Genomic DNA, 19,247 nt, shown 5'->3' on the forward strand with positions numbered 1-19,247 from the left:
TGCTAAAAAGGGTCCAGCCCTTTGAAACGTTGAGGCGCAGACGTTTTTTGCCATGGCGGCCGGAGCTCGCTCCGTAAGACCAGCGGAACTTACGCCGAGATTTTTTCTCTATGATGACATCGCAACGCCAGCAGGACCCATTGTAAGGTGACTGCGGCCTGATTAGACTGCGCCGAATTCCGTACGCACAGCCCTTTGTAAGGACTCATATGATCAAGAAATGCTTGTTCCCAGCAGCCGGTTACGGCACTCGCTTCTTGCCAGCGACCAAAGCCATGCCCAAAGAGATGCTGCCGGTGGTGAACAAGCCACTGATTCAGTACGGCGTCGAAGAGGCTTTGGATGCCGGTCTGAACGAGATCTCAATCGTCACTGGTCGTGGTAAGCGCGCGCTGGAAGACCACTTCGACATCAGCTACGAGCTGGAAAACCAGATCAAGGGCACCGACAAGGAGAAATACCTGGTCGGCATCCGCAAACTGCTGGACGAGTGCTCGTTCTCCTACACCCGTCAGACCCAAATGAAAGGCCTCGGCCACGCGATCCTGACTGGTCGTCCACTGATCGGTGACGAACCGTTTGCCGTGGTACTGGCGGATGACCTGTGTGTGAACCTGGAAGGCGACGGCGTGCTGACCCAGATGGTCAAGCTGTACCAGAAATACCGTTGCACCATCGTTGCCGTGATGGAAGTGAACCCGACTGAAACCAACAAGTACGGCGTTATCGCCGGCGACGACATCGGCGATGGCCTGATCCGCGTGCGCGACATGGTTGAGAAGCCGGCTCCGGAAGATGCGCCGTCGAACCTGGCGATCATCGGTCGTTACATCCTGACGCCGGACATCTTCAAGCTGATCGAGGAAACCGAGCCAGGCAAGGGCGGCGAAATCCAGATCACCGACGCCTTGTTGAAGCAAGCCAAAGACGGTTGCGTGATTGCCTACAAGTTCAAGGGCCAGCGTTTCGACTGCGGCGGCGCTGAAGGCTACATCGAAGCGACCAACTTCTGCTACGAGCACTTCTACAAGACGGGCAAGGCTTACTGATTCATGCGGTAAGCGGCCTGTTCCAAAAAAGCCACCTTCGGGTGGCTTTTTCGTTTTTCAGCCCCACGTAAGTCGGTATGCTGATGTCCTGCCGAGGAGAGTGAAATGGCCTACGATTTTGACCTATATGTGATTGGCGCCGGTTCCGGCGGTGTTCGTGCGGCCCGTTTTGCCGCAGGCTTTGGTGCCAAAGTGGCCGTGGCGGAAAGCCGCTACTTGGGTGGCACCTGTGTCAACGTCGGCTGCGTGCCGAAAAAACTGTTGGTGTACGGCGCACACTTTGCCGAAGATTTTGAGCAAGCCAGCGGGTTTGGCTGGTCTCTGGGCGAGGCTGATTTTGATTGGGCCACCCTGATCGCCAACAAGGACCGCGAGATCAATCGCCTCAATGGCATTTACCGCAACCTGCTGGTCAACAGCGGTGTGACCCTGCATGAAGGGCATGCGCGCCTGGTGGATGCGCATCAGGTCGAGATCAATGGCGAGCGCTTTAGCGCCAAGCACATCTTGATCGCAACGGGTGGCTGGCCGCAGATTCCGGAGATTCCAGGGCGTGAACATGCCATTGGCTCCAATGAGGCGTTCTTCCTCAAGGAATTGCCGAAGCGTGTCCTGGTTGTCGGTGGAGGCTATATCGCGGTCGAATTCGCAGGGATCTTCCATGGACTAGGCGCACAAACCACGCTGTTGTATCGCGGTGACCTGTTCCTGCGCGGCTTCGACGGTTCGGTGCGTACGCACCTGAAGGAAGAACTGACCAAGCGCGGCCTGGACCTGCAATTCAATGCGGATATCGAGCGCATCGACAAACAGGCGGATGGCAGTCTCAAGGCCACGCTGAAAGATGGTCGCGTGCTGGAAGCAGACTGTGTGTTCTACGCCACTGGCCGTCGTCCGATGCTGGACAACCTTGGGTTGGAGAACACGGGCGTGAAGCTCGACAAGCGTGGCTTCGTCGAGGTGGACGATCTGTACCAGACCGCCGAGTCGTCGATCCTGGCCATCGGCGACGTAATCGGGCGCGTGCAACTGACACCGGTTGCGTTGGCCGAAGGCATGGCTGTAGCGCGTCGTCTGTTCAAGCCTGAGCAGTATCGTCCGGTAGATTACGCCATGATCCCGACGGCGGTGTTCAGCCTGCCGAACATTGGTACTGTTGGCCTGACCGAAGAGGAAGCGAAAGAGAAGGGTCATAAGGTGCAGATCTTCGAAAGCCGTTTCCGGCCAATGAAGCTGACCCTGACGGAGTGTCAGGAAAAAACCCTGATGAAGCTGGTGGTCGACGCTGACACCGACCAGGTCCTGGGTTGCCACATGGTCGGTCCGGATGCTGGCGAGATCGTCCAGGGCTTGGCGATCGCGCTCAAGGCGGGCGCGACCAAACAGCATTTCGACGACACTATCGGCGTGCACCCCACGGCGGCGGAAGAGTTCGTCACCATGCGCACGCCAGTGGCGGGCTGATCAGCTCTCGGGCGTTGCCTCTGGCGCCGTTGCAACGGCGGCCGCCAGTCGCAATGCCTCGACGCTGGCCTGGGCTTTGATCAGCTCCAATTCCAGGGTTTTGTTGGATTGCTGGTGTTCGGCCAGCGCTTCCTGGCGTGACTGGCTCTCCAGCACCGCCACTCGCAGGCGTTCCTGAAGCAGGGTGCGTTCGCTGTCGATCACGCCAACCTGTTCGCTCAACTTGAGTTGCTGGGCCTGATCCTTGCGAGATTGTTCCTGCAGTGCCGTCAGTTCTTTCATCGTTACCCGATGCTCGATCAACAGTCGCTCATTGTCGCGATGCAGTTGGGTGATTTCATCCTGACGCACCATTGCGCTTTGCTGTGCCTGGCGCAGTTCTGCCTGGACCTGTTGCAGTTGGCCTTCGTGACGACGCTGTTCCTGCTCACGCTGCTCCTTGATCGCATTACGGTAATGCTCCAAGGCATCCCTTGCGTGCAGGTGCTTTTCTTCCAGCGAGCGAATCTGTTCGTCCTTGTCGTTGATCCGTAATTCGTAATCGCTGCACGCCTGGCTCAGCCCGGCGTTACGGGTTTGCTCGGTCTGCAGGCTGGTGCTGGCTGTTTGCAGGGCCGCGCTTTCTTCTGCCAGGGCGGCGGCCTGGATATCAAATTGTTGCTTGAGTTGACCGTGTGTTTCCTCAAGGGCTTCCACTTGGGCGAGCAGGGCGGCTTTCTGTTGCTCGAACTGTGCCAGGGCCAGGTCGATAGGCTCCTGGGCTTTCTCCTTCAAACGTTGCGCCAGGCGCGCTACCAGTTCGCCAAGTTCGTCGTCGATCGGCGCCTCGGTGATGGTGACTCGGGTTTCGCTCTCATCCAGCTCCTTCAGATAGCGATGAATCGTGGTTTTCGAGCCGGTATTGCCCATTTCGATGCGTACGGCATCGATGCTGGGGTTTTCGCCGCGAGCGAGGATTGCCAGGCGTGCTGTTTGAACGACTGCTTTGTTGATGCCGCCACGAGCCATAGGGTCTCCGTCGATTTCATAATGTGGTACGTAACACGTATATACATACTATATCACGAATAAAAATTCGTTCAAATTCACGAATTAACAGATGGGATATTGGCGTATTATCCCGTGTCATAAGCATTTAATCCGCGAAAGTAACTGCCCGCAGTACGAATAGGCCTTTCATGAGTGATTTGGATCGTTACCTCAACGCCGCCACCCGCGATAACACGCGACGTAGTTATCGTGCGGCCATCGAGCATTTCGAAGTGAGCTGGGGAGGGTTCCTGCCCGCGACCAGCGACAGCGTGGCGCGTTATCTGGTGGCGCATGCTGGAGTCTTGGCGGTCAACACGCTGAAGCTGCGGCTGTCGGCACTGGCGCAGTGGCATACGAGCCAAGGTTTTCCCGACCCGACCAAGGCGCCGGTGGTGCGCAAAGTGCTCAAGGGCATTCGTGCCGTGCACCCAGCGCAGGAGAAGCAAGCCGAGCCTTTGCAACTCAAACACCTTGAGCAGGTGGTGGCTTCTCTTGAGAAGGAGGCGAAAGACGCAGCCCACGACCTGTCTCGGCTACTGCGCGCCAAGCGCGACACTGCATTGATCCTGCTGGGCTTCTGGCGCGGCTTTCGCAGCGATGAGCTGTGCCGCCTCGAGATTGAACATGTGCAAGCGACGCCCGGCGCGGGCATCAGCCTGTATCTGCCGCGTAGCAAAAGCGACCGCGACAACCTCGGCAAGACCTTTCACACCCCAGCGCTGCTGCGCCTGTGCCCGGTGCAGGCCTACAGCGAGTGGCTCAGCGCCTCGGCCTTGGTGCGTGGCCCGGTGTTTCGCGGCATCGATCGCTGGGGCAACCTGGGGGAGGAGGGGCTGCACCCCAACAGTGTGATCCCGCTGCTGCGCCAGGCGCTGAAGCGCGCCGGCATCCCCGCCGAGCAATACACCAGCCACTCATTGCGCCGAGGCTTCGCCACCTGGGCCCATCGCAGCGGCTGGGATTTGAAGTCATTGATGAGTTACGTCGGCTGGAGCGACATGAAATCCGCCATGCGCTATGTTGAAGCGACGCCCTTTCTTGGCATGACCCTGGCGACGCCACCGCTGCTTTGAGATTTCTTCTATTAATACAGTCACCTGATAGGGAAAACCAATCGTCAGCATCAGGTTTGCCAATGAGCCATCGGTCGAGAGAGTGGGTAGGATTCACTTCATCAACTTGCTAAGCCCTTCTACAAACCTGACGGAGAGTCAACGATGCCTATCATCAACAGCCAAGTAAAACCGTTCAAAGCTACCGCCTACAAAAACGGCAACTTCGTAGACGTGACCGACGCTGACCTGAAAGGCAAATGGTCCGTGGTGTTCTTCTACCCAGCCGACTTCACTTTCGTTTGCCCAACCGAACTGGAAGACCTGGCTGACAACTACGCCGAATTCCAGAAGCTGGGCGTCGAGATCTACAGCGTGTCCACCGACACCCACTTTGCCCACGCTGCCTGGCACAACACTTCGCCAGCTATCGGCAAAATCCAATACACCATGATCGGCGACCCAACCCTGACTATCTCCCGCAACTTCGACGTACTGATCGAAGAAGCTGGCCTGGCAGACCGCGGTACTTTCGTGATCAACCCAGAAGGTCAGATCAAGATCGTTGAGCTGAACGACGGTGGTGTTGGCCGTGACGCTTCCGAGCTGCTGCGCAAAATCAAAGCGGCTCAATACGTTGCTGCCCACCCAGGCGAAGTGTGCCCAGCCAAGTGGAAAGAAGGCGAAGCCACCCTGGCTCCGTCCCTGGACCTGGTCGGCAAGATCTAAGTCTGTGAAGTCTCAAGGGCGGTATTCCGCACTTAAGTAAGCTGCATCCGCCCCCAAAACGCCCGGGCGAGATTCGCTCGGGCGTTTTTTTGTCTGCAATAAACCGAATGAACAGGAAATCGCCCGTATGTTGGACGCCAATCTTAAAGCTCAGTTGAAGTCATACCTGGAACGGGTCACCCAGCCGATCGAGATCGTCGCCTCCCTCGATGACGGCGCGAAATCCCAGGAAATGCTTGCCCTTTTGCAGGATGTTGTCAGCCTCACGACGCTGATTACCCTGAAAACCGATGGTGATGATGCGCGTAAGCCGTCGTTTTCCATCAACCGCCCGGGTGCCGAGATCAGCCTGCGTTTCGCCGGCATCCCCATGGGCCATGAATTCACTTCGTTGGTGTTGGCCTTGCTGCAAGTCGGTGGCCACCCGTCGAAGGCCAGTGTCGAAGTGATTGAACAGATTCGCGCCCTTAAAGGCGAGTTCAGCTTCGAGACTTACTTCTCGCTGTCCTGCCAGAACTGCCCGGACGTGGTCCAGGCGCTGAACCTGATGGCCGTGCTCAACCCGAACATCCGCCACGTCGCCATCGACGGCGCGCTGTTCCAGGCTGAAGTCGACGAGCGCCAGATCATGGCGGTGCCCAGTGTTTACCTGAACGGTGTGAACTTCGGCCAGGGTCGCATGGGCCTGGAAGAGATCCTTGCCAAGCTCGACACCAGCGGCATCGAAAAAGCCGCCGAGAAAATCAGCGCCAAAGACGCCTTTGATGTACTCGTCGTCGGCGGTGGCCCGGCCGGTTCCTCAGCTGCGATCTACGCCGCACGTAAAGGCATCCGCACTGGCGTCGCTGCCGAGCGTTTTGGCGGCCAAGTGCTGGACACCATGTCCATCGAGAACTTCATCTCGGTACAAGAAACCGAAGGGCCGAAACTGGCCAGCGCTTTGGAAGCCCACGTACGCCAATACGACGTGGACATCATGAACCTCCAACGCGCCAGTAGCCTGGTGCCTGCGAAAAACGTCGGCGACTTGCACGAAATCCGTTTTGAAAGCGGTGCGACCCTCAAGTCCAAGACCGTGATCCTGGCCACCGGTGCCCGCTGGCGCGAAATGGGTGTGCCGGGCGAGCAGGAATACAAGGCTAAAGGCGTGTGCTTCTGCCCGCACTGCGACGGTCCGTTGTTCAAGGGCAAGCGTGTGGCGGTGATCGGCGGCGGTAACTCCGGCGTTGAAGCGGCCATCGACCTGGCCGGTATCGTCAGCCACGTGACCTTGCTTGAGTTCGACAGCAAGTTGCGCGCCGACGCCGTTTTGCAGCGCAAGCTCTACAGCCTTCCGAACGTTGACGTGATCACCAGTGCGTTGACCAGCGAAGTGAAAGGCGATGGTCAAAAGGTCACCGGCCTGGCGTACAAGGACCGTGACAGCGGCGAGTTCAAGACCATCGACTTGGAAGGGATCTTTGTACAGATTGGTTTGCTGCCCAATACCGATTGGCTCAAAGGCACGGTAGAACTGACGCCACGCGGCGAGATCATCGTCGATGCGCGGGGTGAGACTTCATTGCCGGGTGTATTCGCCGCCGGTGATGTGACAACGGTGCCGTACAAGCAGATCGTGATTGCGGTGGGCGAGGGCGCCAAGGCTTCCCTGAGTGCTTTCGATCACTTGATCCGGACTTCCGCCCCGGCGTAAATCCGCAGGCGGAAATGAAAAACCCCATGAGCAATCATGGGGTTTTTTCGTTACAGCGGTGCGGGCTGGATAATCTCGACCCAGTACGCGTCCGGGTCCTTGATGAAGGCCAGGCTCTTCATGCGGCCATCGCTCAGGCGCTTCTGGAAGTCGCAGCCCAGGGCTTCGAAACGTTCGCAGGCAGCGACGATATCCGGTACCGAGATGCAGATATGGCCAAAGCCACGCGGGTCGGTATTGCCATTGTGGTAGGTAAAGTCGGCGTCGTTTTCGGTACCGTGGTTGTGGGTCAGTTCCAAGATGCCTGGGATCGACTTCATCCACTGAGTGCGCTCGGCGGCGTCGGCCGGGATCTGGGATTTGTCCACCAGGGCCAGGAAGTACAGGCTGAATTCGGCTTCCGGAAAATCGCGTTTCTCAACCAGGGAAAAACCCAGGACGCGGGTGTAGAAGTCCAGCGACTTGGTGATGTCCTTGACCCGCAGCATGGTGTGGTTGAACACGAAGTTCGTGGTGGCGGTGTCAGGTTGGGCGGTAACGCCCGGGAAAGTGTTCAGTTCGTGCAGGCTCATGGGCCCTCCAGAAAAAATGGGGCAAACGCGGCTCTGAAATGTGAGCGGTTCCTTGGCTTGCGGCTGGCATCCGTGCAGCCGGCCCATGATACGCAAGGCTCGCCCCAGGCGCCAAATGAAAAAGCCCATGCAGGCCTTGCGACACAGGGGCGCCGAGGCTCAAACTTTGGCGCTTGAACCTTGGATATTTTTCGCAATGATCGCATTTCGTAAACCGCTGTTGAGCGCTGTGTGTTTGCTGGTGGGCAGTTCCTGCGTACTGGCGGCCGACCCCGAAATTCACTGGCCCAGTGGCTGGCAGGTAGAAGAGATTGTGCCGGATGGCGAAGCGCCTGCCAAACCCCAGGCGGTGTCGCGCCAGCGTGCAATCAAGAATGATGAAAATGGCACGACCTTGATGGTGATGGAGTTGACCGGTACGCCGATTGAAGCGGGGCATAAGGTTAATCTACAAGGCGTACTGCTGGAGATGCGCAAGTCCATCCAGAAAGATTTTGCCCTGGGTGGTTATCAAAGTGTGTGCAGCAAGATGCGCCCTACAACATTGAGCCGTCTTGAGGCGCTGGAAACTACTTGCGTGATAACCGAAAACGGGCGCCACGTGCTTTCGCAAACATTGGTGGGCGCGGTTGATGTCGATAAGGCGTATGTTTTTTCATACGCGGGGCAGGCGGATGCGTACGAAGCAAGCAAGGACGAAGTCAGCTCGGTGCGCGATAGCCTCAAACTTTAAGTGTGTAATCTTCGACGATTCTGAACATTATGAAACGTTATTTAAGTTCGATTCCGAACCGCCGAACTAAAAAAGCCCCGCATAAGCGGGGCTCTTTGTTAGTGCGGTGTGATCAGCCGCGAAGCCAGGAATCTACAGTGGCAGCGCCGTACTGTTCTTTCCAGGCCTTGAGGCCGCGGTGATTGCCGCCTTTGGTTTCGATCAGCTCACCGGTGTGCGGGTTATGGTAAACCTTGACCACGCGTGCGCGGCGCTGTTTTGGTGCGGTAGCGGCAGCAGCGCCGGACTTGCCCGGGTTTGGATCAAGGATCGAAATGATGTCGCGCAGGCCTTTGCCGTAGGTCTTCATCAGGCCCTGGAGCTTTTCTTCGAATTCGATTTCTTTCTTCAGGCCGGCATCGTTCTTCAGGGATTCCAGCTGGGCAAGCTGCTCTTGAAGGGCTTTTTCGGCTGCGCGAAATTCGGCGAGTCTGGACAAAATAGGTACTCCAATAGTGTGTTTGGCTGATATCAACTGCAGACAAAGCTATAAGCCAAGCGCTTTAAGGCGACTCAAGAAAGAAGCCGTCCCGCGAGTTCTGCACAGGCTGGAAAAATTGTAGTAGTTAATTTGCCACGAGTAAATCATGTCTTTTGGCTAAATAACATTATTTCAGCACAGGTAGTGCATGGCTATTCAATGGCGGGCCAGTGACTTAATAAATTCATCGCACGGCAACGGTTTTCCAAACAGGTAGCCCTGCAGGAAATCCACGCCTTGAGCGGCCAGGTAATCGGACTGTTCAGGCGTTTCCACACCTTCTGCAACGATGCCCAAATCGAGTTTGCCGGACAGTTCTATGATGCTGTCGAGAATATGCCGTGATAGTGCATCGGCACCGATCATGGCGACAAAACTCTGGTCGATCTTCAAGTAGTCGACATTGAAGTTACGTAAATAGCCCAGGCTGGAGTGCCCAGTACCAAAGTCATCAATCGCGATCATTACCCCCAGTTGATGCAGGGCGTCGAACAACTGGCGGGTGATGTCGCTGGGCACGATCAACTCGCGCTCGGTCAACTCCAGCACCAAGGTCACCTGGCCCACGGGAAACGCGGCGAGAAACTCACGGCAGTCATCCACCAAGGCCAAATCCTGGCAGTGGCGTGCGGTGATATTGACGCCGATATGAAACCCAGGGCTGAAGCGCGCCGCATGGGGCGCCAGCTGTGCGGCGGTCTGGCGCAACAGAGCGCGGGTCATCGGTACGATCAGGCCCGAATGCTCGGCCAGGGGGATAAACAGGTCGGGCCGCACCAAGCCTTCTTTAGGGTGTTGCCAGCGCATCAGCACTTCACATCCCGCCCACTCGCGAGTGTCACCCCGTACCACCGGTTGGAAGTACGGGATGAATTCATTGGCGCCCAACGCCCGCTGTAATTCGTGAGTCGGTGCCGAGGAGCGCTTTTGCAGCCAGTGCGCCAAAAGACCCGCCAGCACACCAAAAAACACGATCAGGCTGAACAGTGCCGGGTATCGGGCCTGCATGTAGCGCCACACCTCACCGACCGGCATACCCGCGTCGACGCTGTAGTGATAGCGTTCGGACGCCAAGTGATGGTGCGCGACTGCGAACGTCGGCACCACAGTGTCGTGTACCTTGCCATCAGCCCCAAGCCAGTTCGGACCCACTTGCAGCACCAGATGGGCGTATCGGCTGATCAGGCGCAGGGCGTTGGTCAGGTGGTAGCCATCAATCGACGCAAAAGCTGCTTTGTCGCCGTCAACCAATCGGTAGACCAGCAGCGCGGTATCCGGTGTCACTGGGTTGCCGTTCATCAGCCATAACCGGCCATCAACATAATCATCCGGGTTGACCGGCGATTCGTAGTTGCTGCCAAACAACGAGCTGCAATAGATGTTTTTTTGCCAGGACAGGGTGGTCGCACGCACAAACGGGCGCCGCGTGACTTGTTCGCGCAGGGCCAGTTGTGCGCCGTTATCACAGGGCAGCCCCGCCAGTGGCAGCAAGGCCTGGGCGGCGAGGGCGGTATTGTCGAGCATCAGGTCGAACTGGCGCACTGCCTCCTGGGCGGTCTGGGCTGTGCTTTGCTGCAGCGTGCGTTCGGCCTGCCAGTGCAGGATCACGACCCCGAGCGCAATCGGCAGCAGCGTACTCAAGGATGTGATCAGGTAGCGAGTGGCGCGTTTTCGCGGGCCGTTGACGGTCAGGGGCATGGAGTAAACGGCCTGTTGCAGGGGGCGGATATCAGTCGATGATAGATGGCCCGCCCGAAATAAGCTCGCGGCACCTGCCCATTTGGCCAGTACGCGGCATTATAAATCCACCCCCTGGGCAATTCGGATAAAGGCGAGCGCCGCCGGGGAAGACAGGCGCCGGTCCAGTACGGCAAGGCCAACCTGGCGTGGCACTTGTGGCGATAACGCCCGTTGCACGTAGCGAGGATCGCCCCCTGCGGGCAACGACGCCTGCGCCACCACGCTCACGGCATCGCCCCGACTGACAGTTTCCAGGGTGCTCAGCAGTTGCGAGCAGCGATAACGCACAGTCGGGGTCAGACGCGCCTCGTTGAACAGTCGCATCACCAGCTCAGTGGAACCGGCTTCAGTCAGCGCAAAAGGGTCGTTGCACAAATCCTTGAGACTAACGTGTTCACGGGCGGCCAGCTGATGTTCAGCCGGCAGCAGCGCCACCATCTGGTCCTCGAACAGTGGGAACGTGTCGAAGCGCTCCTGTTCCAGCACCACAAAGCCGATATCAATCCGGCGTTCGTCGAGCCATTGGATGACTTGCCTGTCCGGCCCTTCATCAACGTGTACCTCGATACCCGGATACTCCTGGCGGAATCGGTTGAGGATCTTCGGCAGCAGGTAGTTCGATGAGGTCGGGCCGAAGGAGCCGATGCGCAGCGTCCCGCGTTTCATGCCGCGGGCGTCTGCGGCTTCCTGTTGCAAGGTGTTCGCCAGGCCCAGCATGGCCCGAGCGCGCCCCAGTAACTGCGTGCCGATATCGCTCAGCTCGACCTGCGCCTGGTGGCGCCTGAACAACGCCACCCCCAGCTCCTGCTCCAGGCCTTTAATCGCGTGGGACACCGCCGATTGACTGATGCCGAGGCGGTGAGCGGCGCTGGTAAAGCCTTGCAGCTCGGCCACCAGTGAAAAGATTTCGAGTTGGGTCAGGGTCATGAGTAATCACTCATTTTACGATGACACCGTATTACCAGAAGAATGCGCACATCCTCAAGCCATTCGAGTTTTATCCCGTGCATTCCAGCTCAGATCGCATCACTTATATGAAGTTGGCCGCCGTCACCATGATCTGGGGCGGCACGTTCGTGGCCGGTCGCTATCTGGGCGGGACGCTCGACCCGTTGCTGGCAGCCAGCCTGCGGTTTGCGCTGGCCAGCCTGGCATTGCTGGTGTTTCTAGGATTGGCACGCATTCCGTTGGTCCGACCAAACCCGCGCCAGCTACTGCAACTGACGATGCTGGGTTTCTTCGGCATCTTTTTCTACAACCTGTGTTTCTTCTACGGATTGCAGTCTATCAACGCATCGCGCGCCTCATTAATCGTGGCGCTGAACCCGGCCGTGATCGGCCTGGCGTCCTGGTGGTTGTTCAAGGAGCGTCTGGGTGCCAGCAAGGTCGCGGGGATCGTGCTGTGTCTGGCGGGGGCCGCCATGGTCATCGTCAGTCGCAACCCCCAGGTATTGAGCGAAGCAGCCAACACGTGGCGTGGGGATGTGCTGATCTTCGGCTGTGTAGTGGGGTGGGGCATCTACTCACTGTTTTCCCGTGGTTTGAATCAGAGCCTGGGGCCGCTGCAGACGGTCACTTGGTCGATACTGCTGGGAACGTTGATGCTTACCATCACCACACTGATCATGGGGCGCTTTTCGCCGGAGGCGATGGGCCGCGTGCATCTCGCGCAAGGACTGAGCTTGATGTACCTCGGAGTATTGGGGTCGGCGCTGGCCTATATTGGTTATTACGACGGTATCCGACGAATCGGCGCGACACGTTCCGGCGTATTTATCGCGCTTAACCCACTCACCGCCGTGATCTGTGGCGCTCTGTTGCTGGATGAAACGTTGAGCCTGCCCATGCTCGCCGGCGGGGCAGTGATCCTGCTCGGTATCTACCTCTGCAACAAACCCCTTGCACGCGCCAGGGCAATGGGGATTTGATAAGAGTACGGACAAATACGGTTACGCTGTGTAGAATCGATTTACGCATACAAGAATATGGACTTGCGCTCACGCAAGCCTAAGCCGTCAGAGACTGATGACATCATGAAGCTACTCGGCTCCCCCCTCATCTTTGGTGACTTCCTCGCCCGCAGCGTGCGAGGGCTTTCCTGCGCGCCACCCTGCAACCTCATCCTTGCTCGCCACTAATACTGTGTCTATTACAAAAATGATGAGGTGCCACCATGGCAGATCTATACGAAAACCCAATGGGCCTGATGGGCTTTGAATTCATCGAATTCGCGTCGCCGACGCCGGGCACCCTGGAGCCGATCTTCGAGATCATGGGCTTCACCAAAGTCGCGACCCACCGCTCCAAGAACGTGCACCTGTACCGCCAGGGCGAGATCAACCTGATCCTCAACAATGAACCCAACAGCATTGCCTCCTACTTTGCGGCCGAACACGGCCCGTCGGTGTGCGGCATGGCGTTCCGCGTCAAGGACTCGCAAAAAGCCTACAACCGCGCCCTGGAACTCGGCGCACAGCCGATCCATATCGAAACCGGGCCGATGGAGCTGAACCTGCCGGCGATCAAGGGCATCGGTGGTGCGCCGCTGTACCTGATCGACCGTTTCGGCGAAGGCAGCTCGATCTATGACATCGACTTCGTGTACCTCGAAGGCGTGGAGCGCAACCCGGTCGGTGCGGGCCTTAAAGTCATCGACCACCTGACCCACAACGTTTATCGCGGCCGTATGGTCTACTGGGCCAATTTCTACGAAAAACTGTTCAACTTCCGTGAGGCGCGCTATTTCGACATCAAGGGCGAATACACCGGCCTGACCTCGAAGGCCATGAGCGCGCCAGACGGCATGATCCGCATCCCGCTGAACGAAGAGTCGTCCAAGGGCGCGGGGCAGATCGAAGAGTTCCTGATGCAGTTCAACGGCGAAGGCATCCAGCACGTGGCGTTCCTCACCGACGACCTGGTCAAGACCTGGGACGCATTGAAGAAGATCGGCATGCGCTTCATGACCGCACCGCCGGACACCTATTACGAAATGCTCGAAGGCCGCCTGCCGAACCACGGCGAGCCGGTGGATCAATTGCAGGCACGCGGCATCCTGCTGGACGGCTCTTCAGTGGCAGGCGACAAGCGTCTGCTGCTGCAGATCTTCTCGGAAACCCTGATGGGCCCGGTGTTCTTCGAATTCATCCAGCGCAAGGGCGATGATGGGTTTGGCGAGGGCAACTTCAAGGCGCTGTTCGAGTCCATCGAACGCGACCAGGTGCGCCGTGGTGTGTTGACGACTGACTGATCATTACAGCGTATGGCCAAGCCCGGTAGGACACTGTTTTACCGGGCTTTTTATTGTTAAGGGAATGGAACGGGACGTCAATCGAAGTGCACATAGAGGGCAAGGCAACAGGAATCCTCCTGCTTGCTGATGCAGTGAATGCCCACGTTGGGCCTTTGAAAAGGTACGTTCTATGCGAATCGATACATTGCATTCCCAAAACACGATTATTGGCGCAAATGCCGACCAAACTTCATCCGTACGTAGCGTGCGGTCAGCCGACAGCTGGGATCCCATTGACCGGGCGCGCCATACGTACACTCAGCGGGCGGAAGAGGAGTTTCTGGACGGTTCATTGAGTAAAGAAGGGCTGAAGCTGGCAAAGGCGACAGTTGCGCCGAACAAAGCCGGGGCGCCGGGTGTACAGGTTTCAACCTTTGCAGTCGACGGCATCCAGAGCAGTGACATCGTGCTGACCAAGCGTGTACCCGCTACGGACGAAGGGCCAAATTTTTTGCTGTATGTACCCGATGCCGATGGCCCGTCCTTCCATGAGTTCACAACCGCTGAGGAACTGACCGCCTGGGTCAAGGAGCAAGCCAGTGATCCAGAAAAACGTGACACGTTTGCTGCGCATTTCTCCCATGAGGCTATGCCCAATGGAGAGGCGAGAGTCAAGGACACGCTCGAACGGTTTGCCGAAGGTGATATCAACGCTGTGGTCGGCAGTTATGGTTACGAAAAGGGGGATATTTTCACGCGGTTGGGCAAAGATATCACCCGTCCACCTGTGCCCGTAAACGGTTTGACCGATACACACTTTTTCGGGTTCGACCGCCAGGGCAACCCCACCTATAAAGGGTATATGGCGGATGGACAGCAGATGCTTTACAAGTACGATGCCTACGGAAACCTGCACGGAGCCAGCGATAAAGACACCTTCTATTTTGTGCGAAACGGCCTGAACAACCATGAACCGCTCGTGCCGATGACATTGAAGCAATTCACCCGAGAAACGGCAGCCCAGAGCCTCGACAACGTCGGTGCCAATAACCGGAGTGGACTCTTTCACGAATTTATCCGGCACCTGCGAAACCCAGGGGAGGGGCTAGCAACTGCGTTGATGGTGTTTGGGGTGCCCTCCGACGTGGCGTATTCCGTCGAAGAAATTGCCAAAAACCCCGTCAAAGGCACCTTGGTGCAGTTGAACCATGACAACCGACTGGGCAAGGTTTTTGGCGTCGACAAGGAAACGATGGATCAGTACCTTGAAAAGGTTGGTGATGAGCTGCAAAGCCGTATATCCAATTACGGTACTACCAGGGAACGGTTGGATACCCTTGCAGACATTCTGGAGGAGTTCGGCCCGCCAGCGCCTGACACCGATACTCAGGTGACCGCGCGCTAAGTCCCGGGCTATTCACCCAGCGGGGTATGGACGCCCCCACGACAACCGCCTATCACGTCCTGCGCTGACGCACCAAGTGCTTGAAACCTTCGAATACCAGCACCATCACCGCCAGCCAGATCGGGATGTAGGTGAACCACTCGCCACCCTTGATCCCTTCCCCCAGGATCAATGCCACACCCAACAGCAGCACAGGCTCTACATAACTGAGCAGGCCAAACAGGCTGAAGGGCAGCAAGCGGCTGGCAACGATATAGCTCACCAGCGCCGAGGCACTGATGACCCCCAGTATTGGAATCAACGTATACAGTTTCGGATGAGTGTCCATGACGGCAAAGCCTTGTTCGCCGTGCTGCACAAACCACCAGGCTACCGGCAGCATCAGCGCCATATCCAGCCACAGGCCGCCCAAGTGATCAGTGGCCAGGTGCTTGCGCACTACAAAATAGATCGGGTAACCGATGATCACCACCAGTGTCGCCCAGGAAATACCACCCGCCTGGTACAACTCGTTGAGCACACCGAGCGCGGCAAAAAATACCGCGATCTGCTGCAGCCGTGACAAACGGTCGCCGTAAACCAGACGTCCGGTCAGCACCATGGTCAGCGGCAGCAGGAAGTAGCCCACCGACACATCCAGGCTGCGCCCATTCAGCGGTGCCCACATAAACAACCAGAGCTGCACACCGAGCAAGGCCGACGACAGCAACACACCGCCGATCAGCCGAGGTTTGGCCGCCAGTATGCTCAGCAGCTCTGCGACCCGCCGCCATTCGCCACTCACGATCATGAACACCGTCATGCACGGCACGGTGAGCAACATGCGCCAGCCGAAAATTTCCAGGCCGCTCAAGGGCGTGAGCAATGATGTGAAGTAATACATCACGGCAAACAGCACCGAGGCCAAGACCGATAAAACAACACCTTTAGACACACTGTCCTCGCGAAAATCGTTGATACAAAAGATGAGGGGATTATGGAGCTTTTGGCGGGAGAGGGTTGCGCTGTTTTGGGGCGTTTTTCAGGAAAATCCTGTAGGAACGAGCTTGCTCGCGAAGAACGTCAACGATTACGCAGCGCTAACAGGTAGCCCGTGGTGTCCTTGCGTTCTTCGCGAGCAAGCTCGCTCCTACAGGGTGGAGGGGTTATGCGCGTGGCACGCGACCGGAAACAAAGTGCCCCACGTCATTGAACCCCGGCGTAGACGAATGTCCCGGCGTCACCAGTGAATCAATAAACGCCTCATCGTCCGCGGTGATCTTCACCTCCAGCGCGCCAATATAGGCATCCCACTGCGCCTCGGTACGTGGCCCGACAATCGCCGAGCTGACCGCCGAGTTGTTCAGTACCCAGGCAATCGCAAACTCGACAATCCCCACACCACGCCCTTGGGTGTACTGCTGGATCTGCTGGGCGATGCGCAGCGATTCCACGCGCCATTCGGTTTCCAGGATGCGTTTGTCCTGGCGCGCCGCGCGGCTGCCGGCTTCGGGGGTAACGTCCGGGGCGTATTTACCACTAAGCACGCCACGGGCCAGTGGGCTGTAAGGCACCACACCCAGGCCGTAGGCGGCTGCCGCGGTGATCTGCTCCACTTCGGCCTGGCGGTTGACGATGTTGTACAACGGCTGGCTGATCACCGGCTTGTCGACGCCCAGGCGCTCGGCGACGCGAATCACCTCGGCGATGCGCCAACCGCGATAGTTGGACAGGCCCCAGTAGCGGATCTTGCCCTGGCGGATCAGGTCGCCAATCGCCGACACCGTCACTTCCAGCGGCGTGTTGTGGTCTTCACGGTGCAAGTAGTAGATGTCCAGGTAGTCGGTATCGAGGCGTGTCAGGCTGGCCTCCAGCGCGTTGAAAATGCGCTTGCGGCTCAAGCCGCTGCGGTTGGGCAAGCCGTCCACCGGGCCGATGCCAACCTTGGACGCCACCACCCAATCCTGGCGATTGCGCACAATGGCTTCGCCGACGATTTCCTCGGAGCGGCCGCCGGTGTAGACGTCCGCCGTGTCGATAAAGTTGATGCCCTGGTCCCAGGCCTTGTCGATGATGCGCAGCGAGTCCTCGGTGTTGGTCTGTTCGCCAAACATCATGGTGCCCAGGGTCAAGGCGCTGACCTTCAACCCGGACTGGCCCAATGTGCGGTAAATCATGGATAACTCCTCAAGGCGGGAAACGTCCCCATGCAATACCAGACTCAGCCGCTCTGGGACAAGCCCTGCGCGCGTTTCTTCACCTACTCAGTAACGTCTGGCAGCGCTGCTGTAAAAAACGGTGCAGCACCTTCACCCGCTCCGACACCTGCAAGCGGTGAGGGCACATCAGGTTGAACGGCGCCGGCTCCCCTTGCCAGTCTTCGAACAGGGGCACCAGGCGGCCGGCGGCGATATCGCCGATCACGTCGAGCCTGGCTTTATAGGCGATGCCGTGCCCGCCAAGCGCCCAGCGGCGGACGATTTCACCGTCATTGCTGAGGAAATCACCGGTCACTTCAACCTCCTGTAGCTGATCACCCTGGCGAAACCGCCACGTCTTGCTTACCTGGCCCTGGCGCATGTACCGCAGCGCACTGTGCGTGGACAGTTCCATCGGCTCGCGCGGTGTGCCGTGGCGCGCCAGGTAGGCGGGGCTGGCGCAAGCGACGCGATGGTGATCAGGCGCGATGGGCAGTGCCACCAGGCTGGAGTCCTGGGGCACACCGAAACGCAGGGCGATGTCCACGGTTTCGCGGAATAGATCGGCGTTACTGTCGTTCAACATCAATTGCAGGCGGATATTCGGGTGTTCAGCCCTGAATTCATCCAGCCAGCCCAGCACCACATTGCGCCCGAAATCCGACGGTGCAGCCAGTTGCAGCAACCCACTCAAGCCCTGGCTCTGCTGTTTGAGCGCTTGTTCGCCTTCGCTCAACGCCGCCAGTGCCACGCGCACGCTGTCGAGGTAACGCTGGCCTTCCTCGGTCAGGCGCATGCTGCGCGTCGAGCGTGCCAGCAAGCGGATACCCAGGCGGGTTTCCAGGCGTTTGAGGGCGATGCTCGCTGCTGCTGGGGTCAGGCCCAGGCCACGGGCGGCGGCGGACAGGCTCCCGGTATCGGCGGTGCGCACGAAGACTTCAAGGTCGAGGATCGAACTCATTTGTAAAAATCCTTTAAAGATCTTGTCGTTTTACCGGGATTTTTCGCGGATTGCCAAGCTGGGAAGATAAACGCTCACTTTTTCAAACAGGACTCTTCCCCATGACTTATTCCCTCAACGGCAAAACCGTCATCGTGATCGGCGGCAGCAGCGGCATCGGTGCCGCCGTGGCCAAGGCCGCCGCTGCGCGGGGGGCGCAGGTGGTGCTGGCTGGGCGACGCCTGGTGAGCGGCGTCGATAACGGCCTGCGCAGCGAGCCCGTCGACGTCACGGATGCGGCCTCCTTGCAACGCCTGTTCGAAGCTGTCGGGCGCTTTGACCACTTGGTCTACACCTCGGGGCCAAGCGTTCGCGCCAAAACCCTGATCGAAACCGACCTGGTCGAAGCCCAAGAAAACTTCAACGTAAAACTGTGGGGCTCACTGCGGGCGATCCAGTTGGCGCTGCCATTTTTGAACGAGCACGGCAGTATCAGCCTGACTTCTGGGCAATTGGGGCGTAAATCCGTGGCGGGGCAGTTCATCAAGACGGGCATCAACGCCGCGACCGAAGCGCTGGTCAAGCAATTGGCCAAGGAACTGGCGCCGCGTAGGGTCAATGCGATCAGCCCTGGCGTGATTGATACACCGGCCTATGCGGGGCTTGCAGAAGATCAGCGCTTGGCGATGTTTGCCAAGGCCGGTGGCGCGCTGCCGGTGGGGCGAGTGGGGCAGGCGGAGGAGGTTGCGGCGGGGTATGTGCTGGCGATGGAGAACGGCTTTATGACCGGCGCCGTCATTGATATCGACGGCGGCGGTCTGCTCTGACGGGATCTGTAGGAGCCGGCTTGCCGGCGATGGCGCCCGTTGGAGCGCCGTAAGGCTTCTGGGCCTCATCGCCGGCAAGCCG

18 protein-coding genes are annotated in these 19,247 nt (G+C 58.4%); 10 read left to right on the forward strand and 8 right to left on the reverse strand.

Features of this window, described 5'->3' with window-relative positions:
* Positions 1-209: 209 nt before the first annotated feature.
* Positions 210-1,049, forward strand: coding sequence for a UTP--glucose-1-phosphate uridylyltransferase GalU (gene galU / locus HX868_RS17775; RefSeq protein WP_003173830.1), 840 nt, complete (start codon positions 210-212; stop codon positions 1,047-1,049).
* Between the two features lie 105 nt (positions 1,050-1,154).
* Positions 1,155-2,513, forward strand: coding sequence for a glutathione-disulfide reductase (gene gorA / locus HX868_RS17780; RefSeq protein WP_016974788.1), 1,359 nt, complete (start codon positions 1,155-1,157; stop codon positions 2,511-2,513).
* On the opposite strand, the gene HX868_RS17785 is transcribed toward gorA, so the two are convergent.
* The gene (locus HX868_RS17785) at positions 2,514-3,521 is read right to left on the reverse strand and encodes a DNA-binding protein (protein ID WP_177003785.1); all 1,008 of its coding nucleotides are present in this window, start codon (positions 3,519-3,521) and stop codon (positions 2,514-2,516) included.
* 170 nt (positions 3,522-3,691) lie between these two features.
* On the opposite strand from HX868_RS17785, the gene HX868_RS17790 reads away from it, so the two are divergent.
* From HX868_RS17790 to ahpF, 3 genes are all read left to right on the forward strand, one after another.
* Positions 3,692-4,618, forward strand: a complete 927-nt coding sequence (locus HX868_RS17790) for a site-specific integrase (protein WP_177003786.1) — start codon at positions 3,692-3,694, stop codon at positions 4,616-4,618.
* 144 nt (positions 4,619-4,762) lie between these two features.
* Positions 4,763-5,326, forward strand: coding sequence for an alkyl hydroperoxide reductase subunit C (ahpC, locus tag HX868_RS17795; RefSeq protein ID WP_003173835.1), 564 nt, complete (start codon positions 4,763-4,765; stop codon positions 5,324-5,326).
* 127 nt (positions 5,327-5,453) lie between these two features.
* Positions 5,454-7,019, forward strand: a complete 1,566-nt coding sequence (gene ahpF, locus HX868_RS17800) for an alkyl hydroperoxide reductase subunit F (protein ID WP_177003787.1) — start codon at positions 5,454-5,456, stop codon at positions 7,017-7,019.
* Between the two features lie 50 nt (positions 7,020-7,069).
* Here ahpF and gloA read toward each other — a convergent pair whose 3' ends face one another.
* On the reverse strand, positions 7,070-7,591 hold the full coding sequence (gene gloA / locus HX868_RS17805; RefSeq protein WP_177003788.1) for a lactoylglutathione lyase: 522 nt from the start codon (positions 7,589-7,591) through the stop codon (positions 7,070-7,072).
* Between the two features lie 196 nt (positions 7,592-7,787).
* Between gloA and HX868_RS17810 the strand changes: the two genes are divergently transcribed.
* The gene (locus HX868_RS17810; RefSeq protein ID WP_177004057.1) at positions 7,788-8,324 is read left to right on the forward strand and encodes a DUF4946 domain-containing protein; all 537 of its coding nucleotides are present in this window, start codon (positions 7,788-7,790) and stop codon (positions 8,322-8,324) included.
* Positions 8,325-8,436: 112 nt separating this feature from the next.
* Here HX868_RS17810 and HX868_RS17815 read toward each other — a convergent pair whose 3' ends face one another.
* The 3 genes from HX868_RS17815 to HX868_RS17825 all read right to left on the reverse strand — a co-directional run bounded on the left by HX868_RS17815 (position 8,437) and on the right by HX868_RS17825 (position 11,511).
* Positions 8,437-8,802 (reverse strand): histone-like nucleoid-structuring protein, MvaT/MvaU family, encoded by a 366-nt coding sequence (locus HX868_RS17815; RefSeq protein WP_016974782.1) that lies wholly within the window; start codon positions 8,800-8,802, stop codon positions 8,437-8,439.
* Between the two features lie 198 nt (positions 8,803-9,000).
* The gene (locus tag HX868_RS17820) at positions 9,001-10,542 is read right to left on the reverse strand and encodes an EAL domain-containing protein (protein WP_177003789.1); all 1,542 of its coding nucleotides are present in this window, start codon (positions 10,540-10,542) and stop codon (positions 9,001-9,003) included.
* A gap of 99 nt (positions 10,543-10,641) precedes the next feature.
* On the reverse strand, positions 10,642-11,511 hold the full coding sequence (locus HX868_RS17825; protein ID WP_177003790.1) for a LysR family transcriptional regulator: 870 nt from the start codon (positions 11,509-11,511) through the stop codon (positions 10,642-10,644).
* A gap of 77 nt (positions 11,512-11,588) precedes the next feature.
* Here HX868_RS17825 and HX868_RS17830 point away from each other — a divergent pair, with 77 nt between their 5' ends.
* The 3 genes from HX868_RS17830 to HX868_RS17840 all read left to right on the forward strand — a co-directional run bounded on the left by HX868_RS17830 (position 11,589) and on the right by HX868_RS17840 (position 15,221).
* A complete protein-coding gene (locus HX868_RS17830; RefSeq protein WP_177004058.1) occupies positions 11,589-12,512 on the forward strand; it encodes an EamA family transporter in 924 nt (307 codons plus the stop codon).
* A gap of 245 nt (positions 12,513-12,757) precedes the next feature.
* Complete coding sequence (gene hppD, locus HX868_RS17835; RefSeq protein WP_177003791.1) at positions 12,758-13,834, forward strand: 4-hydroxyphenylpyruvate dioxygenase; 1,077 nt, start codon at positions 12,758-12,760, stop codon at positions 13,832-13,834.
* A gap of 172 nt (positions 13,835-14,006) precedes the next feature.
* Positions 14,007-15,221: a dermonecrotic toxin domain-containing protein gene (locus HX868_RS17840; protein ID WP_246355544.1), complete on the forward strand. Its 1,215-nt coding sequence runs from the start codon at positions 14,007-14,009 to the stop codon at positions 15,219-15,221.
* Positions 15,222-15,273: 52 nt separating this feature from the next.
* Here the strand turns inward: HX868_RS17840 and rarD are convergent, their stop codons facing one another.
* The 3 genes from rarD to HX868_RS17855 all read right to left on the reverse strand — a co-directional run bounded on the left by rarD (position 15,274) and on the right by HX868_RS17855 (position 18,359).
* A complete protein-coding gene (gene rarD / locus HX868_RS17845) occupies positions 15,274-16,155 on the reverse strand; it encodes an EamA family transporter RarD (RefSeq protein ID WP_177003792.1) in 882 nt (293 codons plus the stop codon).
* A 211-nt stretch (positions 16,156-16,366) separates the two neighbouring features.
* The gene (locus HX868_RS17850; RefSeq protein ID WP_177003793.1) at positions 16,367-17,377 is read right to left on the reverse strand and encodes an aldo/keto reductase; all 1,011 of its coding nucleotides are present in this window, start codon (positions 17,375-17,377) and stop codon (positions 16,367-16,369) included.
* A gap of 79 nt (positions 17,378-17,456) precedes the next feature.
* Positions 17,457-18,359: a LysR family transcriptional regulator gene (locus tag HX868_RS17855; protein ID WP_177003794.1), complete on the reverse strand. Its 903-nt coding sequence runs from the start codon at positions 18,357-18,359 to the stop codon at positions 17,457-17,459.
* 101 nt (positions 18,360-18,460) lie between these two features.
* Here HX868_RS17855 and HX868_RS17860 point away from each other — a divergent pair, with 101 nt between their 5' ends.
* On the forward strand, positions 18,461-19,165 hold the full coding sequence (locus HX868_RS17860; RefSeq protein ID WP_177003795.1) for an SDR family oxidoreductase: 705 nt from the start codon (positions 18,461-18,463) through the stop codon (positions 19,163-19,165).
* Positions 19,166-19,247: the final 82 nt, after the last annotated feature.

It is taken from the genome of Pseudomonas reactans, from assembly GCF_013385825.1.
Taxonomy (GTDB): domain Bacteria; phylum Pseudomonadota; class Gammaproteobacteria; order Pseudomonadales; family Pseudomonadaceae; genus Aquipseudomonas; species Aquipseudomonas reactans.

Excerpts from the sequence above, each read along its gene's own strand:
- HX868_RS17860 (WP_177003795.1), top strand. The coding sequence starts at position 18,461 with ATGACTTATTCCCTCAACGGCAAAACCGTCATCGTGATCGGCGGCAGC.
- HX868_RS17820 (WP_177003789.1), bottom strand. The coding sequence starts at position 10,542 with ATGCCCCTGACCGTCAACGGCCCGCGAAAACGCGCCACTCGCTACCTG.
- HX868_RS17825 (WP_177003790.1), bottom strand. The coding sequence starts at position 11,511 with ATGACCCTGACCCAACTCGAAATCTTTTCACTGGTGGCCGAGCTGCAA.
- gloA (WP_177003788.1), bottom strand. The coding sequence starts at position 7,591 with ATGAGCCTGCACGAACTGAACACTTTCCCGGGCGTTACCGCCCAACCT.
- galU (WP_003173830.1), top strand. The coding sequence starts at position 210 with ATGATCAAGAAATGCTTGTTCCCAGCAGCCGGTTACGGCACTCGCTTC.
- HX868_RS17810 (WP_177004057.1), top strand. The coding sequence starts at position 7,788 with ATGATCGCATTTCGTAAACCGCTGTTGAGCGCTGTGTGTTTGCTGGTG.
- HX868_RS17855 (WP_177003794.1), bottom strand. The coding sequence starts at position 18,359 with ATGAGTTCGATCCTCGACCTTGAAGTCTTCGTGCGCACCGCCGATACC.
- HX868_RS17840 (WP_246355544.1), top strand. The coding sequence starts at position 14,007 with ATGCGAATCGATACATTGCATTCCCAAAACACGATTATTGGCGCAAAT.
- ahpF (WP_177003787.1), top strand. The coding sequence starts at position 5,454 with ATGTTGGACGCCAATCTTAAAGCTCAGTTGAAGTCATACCTGGAACGG.
- ahpC (WP_003173835.1), top strand. The coding sequence starts at position 4,763 with ATGCCTATCATCAACAGCCAAGTAAAACCGTTCAAAGCTACCGCCTAC.
- hppD (WP_177003791.1), top strand. The coding sequence starts at position 12,758 with ATGGCAGATCTATACGAAAACCCAATGGGCCTGATGGGCTTTGAATTC.
- HX868_RS17785 (WP_177003785.1), bottom strand. The coding sequence starts at position 3,521 with ATGGCTCGTGGCGGCATCAACAAAGCAGTCGTTCAAACAGCACGCCTG.
- HX868_RS17850 (WP_177003793.1), bottom strand. The coding sequence starts at position 17,377 with ATGATTTACCGCACATTGGGCCAGTCCGGGTTGAAGGTCAGCGCCTTG.
- gorA (WP_016974788.1), top strand. The coding sequence starts at position 1,155 with ATGGCCTACGATTTTGACCTATATGTGATTGGCGCCGGTTCCGGCGGT.
- HX868_RS17790 (WP_177003786.1), top strand. The coding sequence starts at position 3,692 with ATGAGTGATTTGGATCGTTACCTCAACGCCGCCACCCGCGATAACACG.